The organism is Francisella uliginis, from assembly GCF_001895265.1.
Taxonomy (GTDB): domain Bacteria; phylum Pseudomonadota; class Gammaproteobacteria; order Francisellales; family Francisellaceae; genus Francisella; species Francisella uliginis.
The window spans coordinates 894,209-910,807 of sequence record NZ_CP016796.1 but is presented as its reverse complement, the minus strand read 5'-3'; the positions used below and the strand labels follow the sequence as shown (position 1 = coordinate 910,807).

Here is a 16,599-nt window from a genome sequence, read left to right as displayed (position 1 = left end):
AATTAACTGTAACTTCTTTCGATTAATAAGGAGCTAAATATGATCGTAATTTCTATTAATGGCTTACTGTTTTCTCCTCTTGTGCTATTTGTAAGCTTAGCCTGTATTTTAACAATTATAAGCAATCTAACGATATCTAAAGCGTTGTACTTTCATACTAATTTAAAATTATCTTGGATAAATTTATTACTATTTATATGTTATTTAGGCCTAATAATATTTTTACTTGAAGGTTAAAACTCACATGCCAAATAAAAAAATTAAATCACTACTTAGTGCAATAATCATAGCTCTCGCTATATTCTCTTTATATTCAGTATGGCAATATTATTTTTACTCTCCATGGACTAGAGATGCTAGGATCAGAGCAAAAATTATAACTATAGCTCCTGATGTATCGGGATTTGTAACAAAAGTATATGTAAAAGATATTCAAAAAGTCAAAAAAGGAGATTTAATATTCTCTATTGATGATGAAAGATATGTTGCAGATTTTAAAGAGAAGGAAGCTATTGTAGATCATGCTACTCTAGAATTAAAACTTGCTCAACAAAAATATAATAGAAGGAAAAAACTAGGTAAATCTGGATCAATTAGTAGAGAAGAATTAGATGATTATTTGATGGCAGTTAAGCTGAAAAAGGCAGCCGTAGAAAAAGCAAAAGCAGATTTTCTAACTGCAGAAATCAATCTAAGAAGAACTAGAGTTTATGCACCTATTAGTGGCATGATAAACAACATAAGCTTAAGACAAGGTAATTTTGTAACAGTTGCAAAACCTGTAATGTCTATAGTAAAGAAAAACTCTTTTTATGTTACAGGATACTTCGAAGAAACTAAGCTTCCAAATATTAAAATAGGTAAACAGGCAGAAATTCAGTTAATGAGTGGCGGAGAACCTTTGTATGGTCATGTAATTAGTATAGGCAAAGCAATAGCCGATAATAACACAGATGTAAATAGTCAGCTATTACCCAAAATACAGCAAACTTTCGACTGGGTAAGACTCTCAAAAAGAATTCCCGTAGATATATCTCTAGAGGTAATTCCCAAAGATATAAATCTAGTTTCAGGAATAAATGCTACGGTAAAAATACAATGACTGAAAAGATTTTCACAACTAAGAGCTTCATATATACATTAAAAGGCTGTATTGCTATAACTCTAGCCCTTGGTATATCAATGAGTCTTGACCTAGATAAACCCATGTGGGCAATGATAACCGCCCTTTTTCTACAACTTAGACCTGAGACTGGTTTTATTGTTGAGAAAGCTGTACTTTTAGTCTTTGTATCTCTTATAGGCGTTGTTATAGGCTTTATAATAGTCAATTTATTTTTACCATATCCTGCCTTAGCAATATTGTTTTTATGTGTCTTTATTGCTATCACTATGTACTTTTCTGTTAGTATGTCACACCCAAATTTTATTTATGCTTTAACTTTAGCAAATATCACTTGTACTATAGTTGTTTTTTACTCTATTGCTAATCCATTAATGACAACAGAACAATATATTTTTCACATAGGATACTCTAGAATTACAGAAATAATCATAGGTAGCTTATGTTCATGCCTTGTAAACTACTATATTTTTCCTGTAAAGGTTAATGATACACTTAAAAATCATGCAACCAAGTCCTTTAATTTAACAATAGATTATATTAAACAAGTTCTTTCTGTAAAAGATTTCTATAATAATGAAAGATATAACAAGCAAGTAGAAAATATTCTTAATAGCCTTATAACTTTAGATAATGATCTAAGCGCAAGTAAATACGAAAACCTTAATAGCAATGATTATCGTAAATTTTCAAATAATATAGTTGAATTAATCCAATCTGCTCATATTTTAAGAAAACAAGCCGTAAAAGATAAGTTAGATCAATCCTTTAAAAGAAAGCTAAAAAGGATTTCAAATGATCTTGATGATCTTAATACTACGAAAAGTGAGTTTACTTTTAAGTCAAACAATTTTTTAATAGATCAAGTAATCATAAAATTTAATAAAGTAATCAATAGTTACCAACAAATAAATAAAAAAAACTCACCTATAACGTATGATCAACACTATTACAGTTTTAAAAACTATAATAATATACTTGTAACTTTTTTTACTATATCTAGAACTATATTTCTATTAATATTTTTATCCTTATTTTGGATAAATACCGAAGGTAATTCAAGTTTACTAATGATGCTTGTAATCCCTTGTCTTTTATCGCAAATCTTTGTACCTGCACCAAATTCAGCAGATTTAACAAAAAAATCTGTTATAGGTATAATTATATCTATTCCTATTAGTATTTTTGTTACTCTAAATTTACTAGCTAAAGTTGTAGGGTATTTTGAGTTACTAATATTAGTTTTAGTTGGAACATTATTCCTTGGTATTATCACAATGACTCATCAAAAATTCCAAGCATATAGTCTAGGGTTTTGTTTAGGCGTAATATCTCTTGTGCAGCCAAGCAATCATATGAATTTTGAAATTTCTAAATCATTAACTGTAGGTTTAAGCGCTATATTTGGTTGTGTCATATTATGGCTAACATTTAAATTATACCCTCATTCACCATACTCAATTACTCGGAAGCTAGCAGTTAGTTCGATAGTAAAAGATATAAAAGAGCTACAATCTAAACAAATATCAAAAGAACAATATCAATCTCGTATTGTAAAAAAAATACTTTGTATATATAAAAATAGACAACAAAATAGCTCTTCAGAAAGAGATATTGAATTTGCTCTTAAAAGCCTAACAAAATCTATATAGGATTATTGATTCTATAATACTTTTGTTTTGTAAAATCAATTTCATAGTTAGCTTCTCGAAAGCTAAATGGATATTCTAATTTCAAATTATGAACATCATTGTATACTTGTTCTATCTGCTTTATCCTCTGTTCTCTTAAGGGAGTCTTCTGGCCTACAATATCAAGTAAATTAAGATTATACTTCCACTGCTCATCTCCGAGCATATGATAGTATTTTACTGAATAACTATCAAAGCTCTCCCTATGAGCCTTACTATCTTGCATTTCAGTAAGAGTTGTAGATAAATCAGCTTTATTTTGCTGCCAAATATTAGCTAAAAATATTGCCTGGCACTCAGATAAAACAAAAGGTAATGTTTTCCAGGGAAGCCCTACAAATGCAAGATTTAAATATTTCTCATGGAGTAATTGATTATACAATGGTTCAACAATATTACCCTTTGTCGAAACTATATTTTGAGATAAAAAAGGAAAATCATACTTATAACCAGTACAAAATATAACCTCATCAATTTCTATACTATTTTGGTTTGCTGTTATAGCTAAACAGCCGTGTTCTGTTTTCTCATACTTTTGTATACCAGAGATAAATTTAATTCCTTTTTTAGAGTTTTGCAAATTATGTAGTTCTTTTTGATTATCCAATTCTCTTAGAGAAACATAAACTTCTCGATCACTGTTTAATAACTCTTGAGATATATCCATACCAGATGATGAGTAACCAATACACAATACTCTCTTACCATGATTATTTGGAGATCTATAGCTCTTACTATGAGTAATATAATTCTTTACACTGTCAACCCCTTCAGTATCTAAAGAGGTTTTAGGTATATTATAATGTCCATTACACACAACAACAAAATTAAACTCTTCCTTAAAACTCTCATGATCCTTTATATATGTAAGTTGCCATGCTGGTTGATCTGATAGACTATCAATAGGTTCTAATTTAATAACCTCACTATTTAGCTGAACAAGTTTATCTATTTGCCAAACTTTTGCATTATCTTCTAAATAAGCTTTAACTTCATCATAATTTATAAAAGATTTATCTGTTTTATAAGAAACTTGCGCATTCTCAAAAGTCATTATCTCCTTAGGTAAATTCGTTCTAAGACTTTTGTATAAAGCACCCTCTTGTTCACTATAGTTCCAAACTCCTGCAACATTATTAGTTTTTTCAAAAACTGTTACATCAAAACCTTTATCTAATAGAATTTTTGCACTAATTAGCCCACTAGCTCCAGCTCCGATAATAGCAACTCTCCTCATAAGCTATCCTGAAATATTACATTTATAACCACTAAACTTACGTATATTTATCACTCCAGTATCAAATATTAGATATTGACCTTTTATTCCCATAAGCCTAGCATCAATAATAGGATCTTTATCTAAATTAAATGATTTAATTTTCACAGGATATTCAAGCACGGGATAGCTTATATTTTGGATACTTCCTTCTACTGGTTCAACACTATTCTCACCATATTTAGCTTTTATTTTCTCTATATTATCAGTAGATTTTTTGATCAGATCATCTCTTAGAGCAGCAAAATCAACACTACTATCTGGATCACCTTGAAGCATCTTACGCCAATTAGTCTTATCTGATATATGTTCTTTTATTGCAACCTCTACTAAGCCTGATATCAACCTACTCTCAACTGCAAATATTGGAATAGCTTGACTAGCTCCTTGATCTATCCAACGTGACGGTACATTTTTTAGTTTCGTAATTCCTACTTTAGTATCTCCTGTATTTGCTAAATAGACTATATGTGTTTTCATACAGTTTTTTTCACCCCACTCAGAATCTCTACAAGTACCTTCAGCAAAATGACATAACTCTGGTTTAACAATACAGATATCACATTCAGGTAATCTTCTCATACACATAAAACAATGCCCCTGAGAATAGCTTTTTTTTGTCTTGGTACCACAAGATACACAGTTGATTTCATCTAAAAATTCAATTTTCAAATTTTTACCAATATAATCATTCATGCAGATATCTTCTAATTGATAACTAGCATTATTTTTTTTATCTAAAGATGTATTCATCTTATGTAAATTTATTATTTTGTCCATTTTATTATTTTTCTAAGTATTAAACTGCCTTTTAGAATATCAGACTTTAAAACTAGTTAAAATGTTTGATGTTATTAGCTATAATCAAATTATATAAAATAATATAATCCAAGTATGAGTGTTAGACTAGACAAATGGCTATGGGCTGCTAGGTTTTATAAGACTAGAGCTTTAGCAAAAAAAGCTATCGAAGGTGGTAAAGTACACTTTCAAGGCCAGAAAACAAAAGTTAGTAAAGCGGTCAGTATTGGCGATATATATCAAGTCCAACAGTCACACATAAAGAAAACTATAGTCGTCGAAGCCCTGGATGAAGTTAGAAAATCTGCAACAGAGGCACAAAAGCTCTATACAGAAACACCTGAAAGTATTGAGAAAAGAGAGAAAGAAGCTCTGCTAAGAAAAACAGCAAGTCTACAAAGTCACGAAAAACCAACTAAAAAACAGCGTAGGCAAATAATTGGTTTTAAAAGAAATGATTAATTGCTAAATTTCTCAATCATTTTTAATACTACATAAATTATTGCACTAATAATTGCTGAAATAATGCATACTTTTAATGCTATAGGAAATAAGTGAATAAATATTGTAATAATTGTAACAATAATTAAAACTCCAACAAATATTGATAAAAACTTATCCATTTCTAATAACCCCTTATTTAATAATAATTTTTGCAAATTTACGTTTTCCTACTTGGAAAACATTATCTGTACCTTTACCAAAAGTAACTTTATTATCAGCAACTTTTTCACCATCTATTTTAACAGCTCCCTGCTTAATCATGCGATTAGCCTCAGATGTACTTGAAACTAAACCAGCTTCTTTAAGCAAGTTAGCAATAGGTAACTCTTGACTTAATTCTACAACATTTATGTCATCAGGTATCTGATTTTTTTGAAATCTTTGTATAAAATCTTGATGAGCTTTCTCAGCATCTTCCTTAGAATGGAATCTTTCTATTAACTCTTTTGCAAGTTCTATCTTGATATCTCGTGGATTAGTTCCATTTTCAACTTTCTCTTTTAACTCTGCTATAGTCTCTAAAGATTTAAAGCTTAATAACTCGTAATAACGCCACATAAGATCATCAGATATAGACATAACTTTACCAAAGATATCATTAGCAGCCTCTTCTATTCCAATATAGTTTTGGCTAGATTTAGACATCTTCTTAACACCATCTAGACCTTCTAAAAGAGGCATAGTAATGATGATTTGCGGTTCTTGACCTTGTTGTTTTTGTAGCTCTCTACCCATTAGTAGATTAAATTTCTGATCTGTACCACCTAACTCAATATCAGCATTCATAGCTACAGAATCATAACCTTGTACCAGAGGATACAAAAATTCATGAATAGAGATTGATTGACCACCCTTATATCTTTTTGAGAAATCATCCCTTTCAAGCATCCTAGCTACTGTAGATTTTGAAGCTAGTTTGATCATGTCACTTGCAGACATCTTATCAAACCAGTCGCCATTACGACGGATAATTGTTTTTTCTCTATCCAAAATTTTAAAAACTTGCTTTGTATATGTTTCAGCATTCGTAGCAACTTCTTGGGCTGTCAAAGGAGGTCTAGTAGCATTTTTTCCAGTTGGATCACCTATTTGAGCTGTAAAATCACCTATTAAGAAATGGATTTCATGACCCAAATCTTGTAACTGCTTTAATTTATTAATAACAACTGTATGACCCAAATGAATATCAGGAGCTGTTGGATCACAACCAAATTTAATAACCAGCGGCTTATCTTTTTCTAGCTTTTTTATTAATTCTTCTTCGATAAGGACTTCATCAGCCCCTCTTTTAATAATTTCTAAAGTCTGCTGTATAGTCGACATTATAGTTTTAATATTTATATAATTTACTCAATAAAGCAAAATTATATCACAAAACTCTTTTATACACTCAATAAAACCTTATACTTAATCTTAAAGTAAAAATATTTAATAAAGAATGAATATCTATATTTCTCAAAGTAATAATATTTACTTTAATTTAGCACTTGAAAACTGGCTTTTCTTAGAGAAACTTCAAGACAAGAAAATATTGTTCTTGTGGCAAAATGCTCCTTGTGTCGTTATTGGTAGAGCACAAAATCCTTGGCTTGAATGTAATCTTGAAAGTATGAAAAAAGATAATATTATTATGGTCAGACGCCAAAGTGGTGGTGGTACAGTTTATCATGATTTTGGTAATCTAAACTATACTATTATTTCTCCTAAAAAGGATCATGATATCAAAGCTAATCTTGACTTAGTTTGTAAAGCTGTACAAAAATTAGGAATAGATGTCTATGCTAACCAGAGAAATGATATTGTTGTCGATCATCATGACTTTACATACAAAGTATCTGGTAGTGCTTTTAGAGAAAAAAAAGATAGAGCATTCCATCATGGTACTTTATTGATAAATGCTAACACTAAGAAACTTTACGATTATCTTCATCAACCAATTGATAAATCTTTAGATACTAAAGGAGTAAAGTCACACCGCTCTAAAGTCATAAACTTAGCTGAGATTAATCCAGATATTCAAACTCAAGATATTACAAAAGCTTTTTTAACTAGCTTTGGTAGTGTTGAATTAAGTCTAATTAATGAAGAGACCCCTCTTGAGAATAAACAAATAATAACAAATGAAATAGAAAGCTTAAAAAATTGGCAATGGCGCTTTGGTAAAACATTACCTTTTAGTAAAACTTATATAAAAGATAATCAAGAAATTAAAATAAAAGTTGAATCTGGAATTATAGCTAATATTAATAGTGATGGTAAAAGTATAAATGTCTCAGATAAGAAACTTAAATTTAAACAATCTTATGATTTTAAGTTCTTTAAAAAACTATTGAATTACTAATTATGAGTAAGGTAAATTTTTTTTACAATTTCGAGCTTTTTAAAAAGCATTTAAACTATAAAGGTTCTGCTGAACAACCAAAACGCTTAGATATAGTTAAGCTTGCATACGATAAAGCGAAAAAGCTTGATATTATACAACCACACAAAATCGAACCTAGTAATTTTGATAATAGTTTTAAACCATATATAGAAACTCTTCACCCTCAAAAACATATTTTTGAAATACAAAACTCTGAAAAAATTCAAACAGTACTATTCCCGTTACAGGCCTTAACACAGACTATTGATAAATCAATACAGGATAATCAAATTTCATTCTATGCTATGCGCCCACCAGGTCATCATAGCTTTGCTGGAGGTGTAAGTAAGGATGATGAATTTGATGGAGGTAATCAGGTTGGTGAAGGTTATTGTTATTTTAATAATGTAGCTTTTGTTTCTTTATTAGCACATAAAAAATTTAATAAAAAAACTATTTTAATAATTGATTGGGATTATCACCATGGCAATGGCACTCAAAATGTTTTATTTGAGATTGCAGATAGACAAATAGAGTCAAGATTCACTGATTTTGATACTTACTTCATCTCACTACACAATGCTAGTATTTATCCATATTATAATGAAATTCCTGATAGCGATCCAAGTAATTTTGGTACTATATCTGGTAAAGCCGCCAACTCTAATAGTTATATAAGAAATGTTCACTTAAAAAGACAAGAGTTTAATGATAAAAATTACTTAGCTAACTTTTACCAAACTATAGATGATGCCTTTGGTAAATTCAATCCTGATCTTGTCCTTATTTCAGCAGGGTTTGATGCTAGAAATAACGATCCCGTAGCAAAATTTAGACAAGGAGAAGGCTTAAGTGACTTAGCTTATTATGAAATGTCTAAATATATAAAATCCAAACTTGCTTATAAGCAAAATAACTGTCCAATAATCTCTTTGCTAGAAGGTGGATATAATGTTTCAGATACTGGATTTTCCCAAGCCGTTTTAGAACACTTAAAAGGTCTAATCTAATCAAACAAAAGCAACTTATATTTTTTTATTTTTATTCTTATAGTCTTGTATAGTTGAACGAGTATTCTTGCTTTGTAAACTACTAGAACTTTTATCTTGTTGATCCGCTTTTGATATATTTGTCTTCATTAAAGATAAATTTACTGCATAAACAGAACTAAAACATAGCGCTAGAACAAACACAAAAAATATATTTACAAACTTTTTCATTATTAAGCCTCAAGTTCTATGAACAAAAGTTTTGAACAATAAGTATATTAAATGATTTTGTGAAGCAAAAAACACTTAACACAAATTCAATATTATATATCAGGATTAAATTGGTCAACTATTTTAACTTTTCTTGCAATTGAAAAAAGATTATATGATAAAGAAGTTATTAGATGTTAAATAACATTGCTTTTTTTCTTGGTTGAAAAGAAAGCACTAACACTAACAGCAAATATAAATGGTAAAATAAAAGCATCTACTACTGTTACAATAATATTTTGCATACTCATTTCTAATGAATTCATTTCTATATTCATATTTTTAAATATATAAATCAAACCAAAAGTAAGTAAAGGCTTTACGATCATAAGTGCTAGTATAGCTATAGTTATCCTAAACATATAAAAGAAATTACTCTTTATAATATTAAAATTACCAGATATCGAGTCAAAAACGCCTTTCTGATCAAGAAGAATAGCAGGCATTACAGTTAAAAATAGCAATATTGTTATAAATATACCTATATATTGTAAAAACATAGTCAGTATTGACATTACTATCATAGAAAGTAAAAAACATCCTGTAAATGGAAATACTCTTTTTGAAAATATTTGTAATGCTATTCTTATAGCATCAGATGCTTTCATTTCATGTTTAATCATGATTCCTTGTAATATGATTATCATCGCATAGACAAATATGGTTGCTACCATTATTATCAAAACCATCAATGCTAAAATATTTCCTCCTGGAAAATTATCAGACATTGTTTTTCCACCACTTTCAATATATTCAGCCATACCATGTTGCATTAGATATACTAAACAAAATTCAGATATAAAAGAAAGTATAAATGCTAAAGCAAAAGTTATCTTAAAACCTCTTTTATATATAGTTGTAGCTAGTGAAATTGTTTCTTTAAAGTTTAAATTACTCATACTTAAAACACTCTACTTAATAAATAAAACAAGCTAAAATATAACATAATTTTTAATACTTTTCTGTCTTAAAGGCAAAGATAAATAATAAACGTAAAAAAATAATAATAAAAAGCTTGTAAAATCTCACATCAATACCACCTTATATTAAATAGATTATTTTAACAACGCCGAAAAAAGGAATAATAAATATGGAAACAATGAAAGGAACTACTATTCTTTGTGTTAGAAAAGGTGATAAAGTAGTAATCGGTGGTGATGGTCAAGCAACTTTAGGTCATACTGTAGCAAAAGACAATATTGTAAAAGTTAGAAAATTAAATGGTGGTAAAGTACTCACAGGCTTTGCAGGATCTACTGCAGATGCGTTCACTCTATTTGAAAAATTTGAACAAAAATTAGAGTTTTATCAAGGAAATCTAGAACGAGCAGCTGTTGAAATGGTCCGCGAATGGCGTTTAGACAGAATGCTAAGTAAATTAGAAGCTATGATTATAGTTGCAGATGAAAAATTATCGCTTTTAATATCAGGGGTTGGTGATGTAATGGCTGCTGATAAGAATAATATCATCTCTATTGGTTCAGGCTCTACTTATGCGCGCTCTGCTGCTACTGCTCTTGTTGAGAATACTGATCTTTCAGCTGAGGAAATTGTAAAAAGAAGTCTTACAATAGCAGCTGATACTTGTATATATACAAACCATAATTTCACTATAGAAAGTTTAGAAAACAAAAAAGGATAGTTATACCATGGCAGAAATAATGACTCCAAAAACAATTGTACATGAATTAGAAAGACATATAATCGGTCAAAATGATGCAAAAAAAGCTGTAGCTATCGCACTACGTAATAGATGGCGTAGAATGCAGCTTGATAGTGAAATGCGTCAAGAAGTAACTCCTAAAAATATTTTAATGATTGGACCAACTGGTGTTGGTAAAACAGAAATAGCTCGTAGACTTGCAAAGCTTGCAGATGCTCCTTTTATCAAAGTAGAAGCTACTAAATTTACAGAAGTTGGTTATGTTGGTAAAGATGTCGAATCTATCATCCGTGACTTAGTTGAAATGGCTGTAAAAATGAAGCGTGAAGAAGCAAAAAAACAAGTTACAGAGAAAGCTGCTAAATTAGCTGAAGATAGAATTTTAGATGTTTTAATTCCACCTGCAAGAGCTGCTGAATCAAAAGTTGGTTTTGCTAATGAGCCTGCTGAAGAAACTACATCTAAAAAAGAAAAAGAAAATAAAACTCGTGAAATCTTTAGAAACAAGATCCAAAATGGTGAACTTGATGATAAAGAAATTGAGATTGAAGTAGCTGCTGCACCTAAGAGCATAGGAGTTATGGGACCTCCAGGAATGGAAGACATGACAAACCAACTTCAAGATTTATTTTCTAGTCTAAGCAGTGACAAGAAGAAAAATAAGAAAATGAAAATCAAAGATGCTATCAAACTTGTTCAAGATGAAGAAGCTGCAAAATTGATTAATGAAGAAGATATAAAAGCTCGTGCTTTAGAATCAGTTGAACAAAATGGTATAGTATTTTTAGATGAGATTGATAAGGTTTGCAAAAAGTCTAGTAACTCTGGTGCTGATGTATCTCGTGAAGGTGTTCAACGTGATCTATTACCTCTAGTAGAAGGTTCAACTGTATCAACAAAACACGGTATGGTTAAAACAGATCATATACTTTTCATTGCTTCAGGTGCGTTCCATGTTGCTAAACCATCTGACCTTATTCCAGAGCTACAAGGTAGATTACCTATTAGGGTTGAGTTAAAATCTTTAGAAATCGAAGATTTTGTAAGAATCTTAAAAGAGCCTGATTGTTCAATCCTTAAGCAATATGTTGCTCTTATGAAAACTGAAGGTGTTGAACTAAACTTTGATGAAGATGCTATCAAAAGAATCGCTGAAATATCATATCAAGTTAACGAAGAAGTTGAAAATATCGGAGCTAGAAGGCTACATACAGTTATGGAGAGACTTTTAGAGGAAATCTCTTTTGATGCTCCAGAGCTTGATGACAAAGCTATTAATATAACTACTGATTATGTTAATGAAAAGCTAGGAACTCTAGTTAAAGATAAAGACCTAAGCCAATATATCTTATAAAAATCTTTCTTTCTATTATATTTTTATTTTCTACTATATTTTATAGCTCTTAATATAATAAAATTATATCCACTATATATAATTTTAAAATGCCTATGAATTTTTCATTATTTAAAAATGCCTCCAAATTATTATTAATAACTCAACTTGTTTCAACAATTAGTTTTGCAGTTCTTTATTCAACACTTGTACTATTTATGACTCAAGGACTTGGCTTCACAGTCACTAAAGCAAGCGCTGTTATGGGAGTTTTTGTAGCATTTAACTATGGACTTCATCTTTTAGGTGGTTATGTTGGTGGTCGTTTAATTAGCTATAGATCACTTTTTTTAATAGGTATGGTACTACAAACTATTGCTTGCTTATTCTTATCTTTCCCATCTACAGAAAATCTTTACATTGCTTTAGCCTTATTTTTATCAGGTAGCGGAATGAATGTACCTTGTATAAATATGATGTTAACGCAGCAATTTGAAAATGATGATAGTAGTAGAGAGAGTGCTTTTTACTGGAATTATGCTGGAATGAACATAGGCTTTTTTATAGGCTTTACCGTTGCTGGTGTATTCCAACAAGATAATAGCTACAATATTTTATTTCTTCTAACAGCTATCACAAACATTACAGCCTTTATACTTTTAGCAGTAGGCTGGAAAACAGTAGCAGATAGAACAACACCTTTAGTCAAAAAAGTTGAAAAAATTGGCGATCATATATTATTGAAGAATAACTCTTTTGCAATAGTAATAATACTTTTGGTAATTGCCTTATTATTTTTAGCACTACAGTATCCTCTTAACACAAACTATATTGTTCTTGGTATCGGAATATTATTATTAGCTATGTTTATTCCTATAGCAAAAGCTCAAAGAGAAAAAGAACAAAAGGAAAAAGTTTATGCTTATTTTATACTAGCTTGTTTTGGTCTTGTTTTTTGGTCAGCCTACTCACTTGCCCCAATGGCTCTAACTGTATTTACAGAGGCAAATGTAGATAGACACTTCTTAGGGTTCTTGATGCCTACTCAGTGGTTTCAGAATGTAAATACTATAGTTATAGCTATTGGTGGGATGCTGCTTCCAAGTATCCTAATAATTGTACGTAAAAGATTTATCTTTTCTTTCCCAATGCAATTCTGTTTCAGTATCATTTTTATGGCGATAGGATTTTTGATGCTTATCATAGGTATACTATGTGCAAATACTGCCGGTTATACTGCAGCTATATGGCTGATATTAAGTTATGCATTCCAATCTATTGGTGAGCTACTTATTGGCCCGACTGGTTATGCTATGGTTGGTAAACTAGCTAGCCCTAAACTTCAAGGATTAATGATGGGATCATGGATGGTTGTTACTGGAGGTACATCAGGAGTTATAGCTAGCTTGTTATCAATGGTAGTTGCTTCTCCAGACATACATGCAACTCCTACACAAACAAATACTAGCTATTTAATATTATTCACAATATTAACTTTAGTAGCTGCTATTGCTGCATTCTTAATGTATCTAATAATTCCAAGAATTAGAAAACTTGCGCATATCTAAAATATTACTTATTTTGCCATTTCCCTGTTAATTCATCTTTATAATATTTCTTTTTGACAGCGTTCCATGCTACTTTATGAGCTATAGTTTCAAGATCATCATTCGTTCTTCTTTTGCTCTTATCTTTATATTCTTCCCAAGCGTTATTAAAAGCAGATTGATATATTTCTTGAGCAATACTCGGTAATTCTTTTTTTACTTTTTTAGGTAAATTAGCTAGTTTATTGTAAGGCATTACATTCTCCTTAACTACTTATATCACAAAGATAAATTTAACTTCTTTTAAGTTATTTATGCTTCTTCTTTCTTATAAATTCTATTGAACCTATTCTTTTAAAAATGTAATAACTTAACCAGTTAAAGCTCACCACAAATTTATTTCTTATACTTATTAAAAATGTTATATGTACCCCGCCCCAAATAAACCAACCAAGCTTACCTTTAAACTTCATTCCAAAAATCTCTGCTATAGCCTCATGTTTTTTGATAATAGCCATAGTACCTAAATCTTTGTATTTAAAATCTTTTGTTTTTTTATTACTTTCCCTTTGAGTTATATGTTTGCAAATAAATTTACCCTGCTGCTTAGCTACTGATGCCAGTCCTGGTAAAGGGCTATTTTTTACATACGAAATATCTCCAGCAAAGTATATATTATTATAGTCTGGGTGAGTTAAATCTCCCAAAACCTCTACTTTTCCTTTCTTCGTTTGCCTACCCATCCATTCGCCTATAGCTTGACCTTTTAGTACAGTACTCCAAATGATGGTTGCCCCTCTATAACTATTTTTTTCAGTATGAACAACTCCTTCTGAAATATCTGTTACTAGTTCATTTAGATGTATATTTACTTTTCTTTTCTTTAGTGAATTATAGCCATGATCTGAAAGCTTTTTAGAAAATGCAGAAAGTATAGATTCACCACCTTCAATCAAATGAATTGAAATATCATCAATAGAGAAATTATGATAAGTTTTAAAAAAGTCAGTGTGTAAAAGATCTAGAATGGCTCCTGTAATTTCAACTCCTGTTGCACCAGCTCCTACTACTATAAAACTTAAGTAGTGATTTCGTTCTTCAATACTATTCGCCGTTTCAGCTAACTCAAATTGTTGTAAAATGTGAGATTTTATTTTTTGTGCATCATACGCTGTTTTTAAAGATAGAGTATATTTCTGCCAACTATTATTACCAAGATAATCATATTGCACACCTGTAGCAACTATTAAATAATCATAAGAATATGAATTTTGTGATGTTTTAACTAGCTGCTGATTAGGAAGAATTTCTACAACCTCTTCCATATTAAACTTAATATTATTTTGTGATATTAACTTTCTAATTGGGACTACAACATTATTAAGAGGTATAAAAGCAGTAGCAGCCTGATACAACATTGGTTGAAAAACATGATGGTTATTTTTATCAAAAAGTTCTATCTGATATTTTTGCTTATTTTGTTTAGCAATTTTACTGAGAAAATTAATGCCTACAAAACCCGCCCCTATTACAATTATTTTTTTCATAGTATTTTGCTCTTATTTTTTTGAGATTTTTTACTTAGTATAAAATGAACTTTTATAATTATAAGTTTTAGATCTTATTTTTATTATAAAAACTTAATGAGGCATAGTACTACAATAAGTAATTTTAAAGCATTATCCTTAATAAAAAAATGAATTATCATAGCAAACCTAGTTGAATTACATATAAATCAACTAATCCTAGAAATTAAATATCTAGAATATATTGGCTATATTTTATACAAACTATATTCTATAATCTTATCAAGATATATCAGTTAAATACCGTTATTAATGACTTTTAGAGAAAAGTATTCAAAATATATACCTCTTTTTATTTCTATAACTCTAACATTAAATGGTTTTATTACTATACTTGCTGTTGCTATACCAATTATTAATAGAATCTTCTCTATTAACCTAGATACAAATATACCTTCAGACTTATATGATATTGGTATGAAGTACAATACTGGCCTGGGAGTATTTCTACCTCTTATACTTGGTTATTTTATGATAATAATTGCTCGAGGTATTTATCTTAGAAAAAGATCTTTTTGGTTTTTAGCAGTTATCTTTATTTGCTTATCTATAATTGGGGATTATATTCAAGATAGACATATCTCATATAATATTGCTTTCTTTACTCATATTATAGAAATAATATTATTAATAATTTTTAGAAAAACTTTTGATAGAAAAAATTCAAAAAAACTTACTTTTTATCAGTTTGTTTTAGCTGTTACATTTTTATTAGCCATTGGTTATAGTGTTATTGGACTGTATTATTTAAAAGATCAGTTTGACGGAATAAAAACTATTTCAGATGCTATCTATTTTACTATAGTTACATTTAGCACTGTTGGATATGGTGATATACATCCACTAACCGAAGAAGCAAAGCTTTTCACAGTATCTATTATGATTATGGGTATTGGTTTATTTGCAACAATTATAACAGTATCAGCAGGTAGCATTATTGGTAAAATTACTGATAAATTTAAACAAAAAGATGGAGTTTCTTTCATGAAAGATCATATCGTAATTTGTGGTTATACAGAAATTACTAAATGTTTAATAAAAGACTATTTAGAGTCTGATATTGACAACCTTGTAGTTATTGAAAAAAATTATCTACAAAAATTTGTAAATATAGATGTTGAGCAAAAAAAACACTTCATAGATGCTGAATCATATGATTATGATGCCCTTAAAAAAGCAAGTATAGCTACAGCAAAGAGTGTCTTTATTCTTAATGAAAAAGATTCTGATAATATTTTGACTTTATTGGCAATAAAAGAAGTTTTAAAAGAGCTTCACAAAGATTCTCAGCCAAAAATATCTATTAAACTAGATAAGAACGAGAGTATCAGTATAGCTAATAACATAGGGGTTGATCAAATAGTATCACCTACTAAAAAAATTGCCGAAATGCTTATAAAATATAAATAATTTAATCAAATTATACTTAATATAAGCTTATACTATGTTATTAT

At 29.6% G+C, this 16,599-nt stretch carries 17 protein-coding genes; 9 read left to right on the top strand and 8 right to left on the bottom strand.

Annotated features, from left to right (window positions below; all coding sequences use genetic code 11):
- Positions 1–244: 244 nt before the first annotated feature.
- Both F7310_RS04465 and F7310_RS04460 read left to right on the top strand, forming a co-directional pair.
- Complete coding sequence (locus F7310_RS04465) at positions 245–1,102, top strand: efflux RND transporter periplasmic adaptor subunit (RefSeq protein ID WP_072712091.1); 858 nt, start codon at positions 245–247, stop codon at positions 1,100–1,102.
- Positions 1,099–2,775 carry an FUSC family protein gene (locus F7310_RS04460; protein ID WP_072712089.1) on the top strand — a complete coding sequence of 559 codons (1,677 nt, stop codon included), beginning with the start codon at positions 1,099–1,101 and terminating at the stop codon, positions 2,773–2,775. The genes F7310_RS04465 and F7310_RS04460 overlap by 4 nt, the downstream gene beginning before the upstream one ends.
- On the opposite strand, the gene F7310_RS04455 is transcribed toward F7310_RS04460, so the two are convergent.
- Together F7310_RS04455 and F7310_RS04450 are read right to left on the bottom strand one after the other, a co-directional pair.
- Positions 2,768–4,051 carry an NAD(P)-binding domain-containing protein gene (locus F7310_RS04455; RefSeq protein WP_072712088.1) on the bottom strand — a complete coding sequence of 428 codons (1,284 nt, stop codon included), beginning with the start codon at positions 4,049–4,051 and terminating at the stop codon, positions 2,768–2,770. The genes F7310_RS04460 and F7310_RS04455 overlap by 8 nt on opposite strands.
- Before the next feature lie 3 nt (positions 4,052–4,054).
- Positions 4,055–4,870: a DUF2797 domain-containing protein gene (locus tag F7310_RS04450; protein WP_072712086.1), complete on the bottom strand. Its 816-nt coding sequence runs from the start codon at positions 4,868–4,870 to the stop codon at positions 4,055–4,057.
- Between the two features lie 114 nt (positions 4,871–4,984).
- Between F7310_RS04450 and F7310_RS04445 the strand changes: the two genes are divergently transcribed.
- Positions 4,985–5,353: an RNA-binding S4 domain-containing protein gene (locus F7310_RS04445; RefSeq protein WP_072712085.1), complete on the top strand. Its 369-nt coding sequence runs from the start codon at positions 4,985–4,987 to the stop codon at positions 5,351–5,353.
- Here the strand turns inward: F7310_RS04445 and F7310_RS10555 are convergent.
- Together F7310_RS10555 and tyrS are read right to left on the bottom strand one after the other, a co-directional pair.
- A complete protein-coding gene (locus F7310_RS10555) occupies positions 5,350–5,514 on the bottom strand; it encodes a hypothetical protein (protein WP_173647414.1) in 165 nt (54 codons plus the stop codon). The genes F7310_RS04445 and F7310_RS10555 overlap by 4 nt on opposite strands.
- A 13-nt stretch (positions 5,515–5,527) precedes the next feature.
- A complete protein-coding gene (gene tyrS, locus F7310_RS04435) occupies positions 5,528–6,718 on the bottom strand; it encodes a tyrosine--tRNA ligase (RefSeq protein WP_072712082.1) in 1,191 nt (396 codons plus the stop codon).
- A gap of 115 nt (positions 6,719–6,833) precedes the next feature.
- Between tyrS and F7310_RS04430 the strand changes: the two genes are divergently transcribed.
- On the top strand, positions 6,834–7,736 hold the full coding sequence (locus F7310_RS04430) for a lipoyl protein ligase domain-containing protein (RefSeq protein ID WP_072712080.1): 903 nt from the start codon (positions 6,834–6,836) through the stop codon (positions 7,734–7,736).
- Between the two features lie 2 nt (positions 7,737–7,738).
- Positions 7,739–8,767 carry an arginase family protein gene (locus F7310_RS04425; RefSeq protein WP_072712079.1) on the top strand — a complete coding sequence of 343 codons (1,029 nt, stop codon included), beginning with the start codon at positions 7,739–7,741 and terminating at the stop codon, positions 8,765–8,767.
- A gap of 15 nt (positions 8,768–8,782) precedes the next feature.
- Here F7310_RS04425 and F7310_RS04420 read toward each other — a convergent pair whose 3' ends face one another.
- A complete protein-coding gene (locus tag F7310_RS04420; protein ID WP_072712077.1) occupies positions 8,783–8,977 on the bottom strand; it encodes a hypothetical protein in 195 nt (64 codons plus the stop codon).
- A 176-nt stretch (positions 8,978–9,153) separates the two neighbouring features.
- Positions 9,154–9,915: a hypothetical protein gene (locus tag F7310_RS04415; protein ID WP_072712076.1), complete on the bottom strand. Its 762-nt coding sequence runs from the start codon at positions 9,913–9,915 to the stop codon at positions 9,154–9,156.
- A gap of 191 nt (positions 9,916–10,106) precedes the next feature.
- Between F7310_RS04415 and hslV the strand changes: the two genes are divergently transcribed.
- The 3 genes from hslV (at position 10,107) to F7310_RS04400 (ending at position 13,580) form a co-directional block, all read left to right on the top strand.
- Positions 10,107–10,658 carry an ATP-dependent protease subunit HslV gene (gene hslV, locus F7310_RS04410; protein ID WP_072712074.1) on the top strand — a complete coding sequence of 184 codons (552 nt, stop codon included), beginning with the start codon at positions 10,107–10,109 and terminating at the stop codon, positions 10,656–10,658.
- A 7-nt stretch (positions 10,659–10,665) separates the two neighbouring features.
- Positions 10,666–12,033 carry an ATP-dependent protease ATPase subunit HslU gene (gene hslU, locus F7310_RS04405; protein ID WP_072712073.1) on the top strand — a complete coding sequence of 456 codons (1,368 nt, stop codon included), beginning with the start codon at positions 10,666–10,668 and terminating at the stop codon, positions 12,031–12,033.
- A gap of 89 nt (positions 12,034–12,122) precedes the next feature.
- Entirely contained in the window at positions 12,123–13,580 is a 1,458-nt protein-coding gene (locus tag F7310_RS04400) for a peptide MFS transporter (RefSeq protein ID WP_414654027.1), read from the top strand.
- 4 nt (positions 13,581–13,584) lie between these two features.
- On the opposite strand, the gene F7310_RS04395 is transcribed toward F7310_RS04400, so the two are convergent.
- Both F7310_RS04395 and F7310_RS04390 read right to left on the bottom strand, forming a co-directional pair.
- On the bottom strand, positions 13,585–13,815 hold the full coding sequence (locus tag F7310_RS04395) for a ChaB family protein (RefSeq protein ID WP_072712071.1): 231 nt from the start codon (positions 13,813–13,815) through the stop codon (positions 13,585–13,587).
- A gap of 52 nt (positions 13,816–13,867) precedes the next feature.
- A complete protein-coding gene (locus F7310_RS04390) occupies positions 13,868–15,106 on the bottom strand; it encodes an NAD(P)/FAD-dependent oxidoreductase (protein ID WP_072712070.1) in 1,239 nt (412 codons plus the stop codon).
- A 291-nt stretch (positions 15,107–15,397) separates the two neighbouring features.
- Here F7310_RS04390 and F7310_RS04385 point away from each other — a divergent pair, with 291 nt between their 5' ends.
- On the top strand, positions 15,398–16,555 hold the full coding sequence (locus tag F7310_RS04385) for an ion channel (protein ID WP_072712068.1): 1,158 nt from the start codon (positions 15,398–15,400) through the stop codon (positions 16,553–16,555).
- Positions 16,556–16,599: the final 44 nt, after the last annotated feature.

Coding starts and splice junctions, on each gene's coding strand:
- F7310_RS04460 (WP_072712089.1), top strand. CDS start 1,099: ATGACTGAAAAGATTTTCACAACTAAGAGCTTCATATATACATTAAAA.
- F7310_RS04465 (WP_072712091.1), top strand. CDS start 245: ATGCCAAATAAAAAAATTAAATCACTACTTAGTGCAATAATCATAGCT.
- F7310_RS04415 (WP_072712076.1), bottom strand. CDS start 9,915: ATGAGTAATTTAAACTTTAAAGAAACAATTTCACTAGCTACAACTATA.
- F7310_RS04430 (WP_072712080.1), top strand. CDS start 6,834: ATGAATATCTATATTTCTCAAAGTAATAATATTTACTTTAATTTAGCA.
- tyrS (WP_072712082.1), bottom strand. CDS start 6,718: ATGTCGACTATACAGCAGACTTTAGAAATTATTAAAAGAGGGGCTGAT.
- F7310_RS04455 (WP_072712088.1), bottom strand. CDS start 4,051: ATGAGGAGAGTTGCTATTATCGGAGCTGGAGCTAGTGGGCTAATTAGT.
- F7310_RS04450 (WP_072712086.1), bottom strand. CDS start 4,870: ATGGACAAAATAATAAATTTACATAAGATGAATACATCTTTAGATAAA.
- F7310_RS04425 (WP_072712079.1), top strand. CDS start 7,739: ATGAGTAAGGTAAATTTTTTTTACAATTTCGAGCTTTTTAAAAAGCAT.
- F7310_RS04385 (WP_072712068.1), top strand. CDS start 15,398: ATGACTTTTAGAGAAAAGTATTCAAAATATATACCTCTTTTTATTTCT.
- hslU (WP_072712073.1), top strand. CDS start 10,666: ATGGCAGAAATAATGACTCCAAAAACAATTGTACATGAATTAGAAAGA.
- F7310_RS10555 (WP_173647414.1), bottom strand. CDS start 5,514: ATGGATAAGTTTTTATCAATATTTGTTGGAGTTTTAATTATTGTTACA.
- hslV (WP_072712074.1), top strand. CDS start 10,107: ATGGAAACAATGAAAGGAACTACTATTCTTTGTGTTAGAAAAGGTGAT.
- F7310_RS04395 (WP_072712071.1), bottom strand. CDS start 13,815: ATGCCTTACAATAAACTAGCTAATTTACCTAAAAAAGTAAAAAAAGAA.
- F7310_RS04400 (WP_414654027.1), top strand. CDS start 12,123: ATGCCTATGAATTTTTCATTATTTAAAAATGCCTCCAAATTATTATTA.
- F7310_RS04390 (WP_072712070.1), bottom strand. CDS start 15,106: ATGAAAAAAATAATTGTAATAGGGGCGGGTTTTGTAGGCATTAATTTT.
- F7310_RS04445 (WP_072712085.1), top strand. CDS start 4,985: ATGAGTGTTAGACTAGACAAATGGCTATGGGCTGCTAGGTTTTATAAG.
- F7310_RS04420 (WP_072712077.1), bottom strand. CDS start 8,977: ATGAAAAAGTTTGTAAATATATTTTTTGTGTTTGTTCTAGCGCTATGT.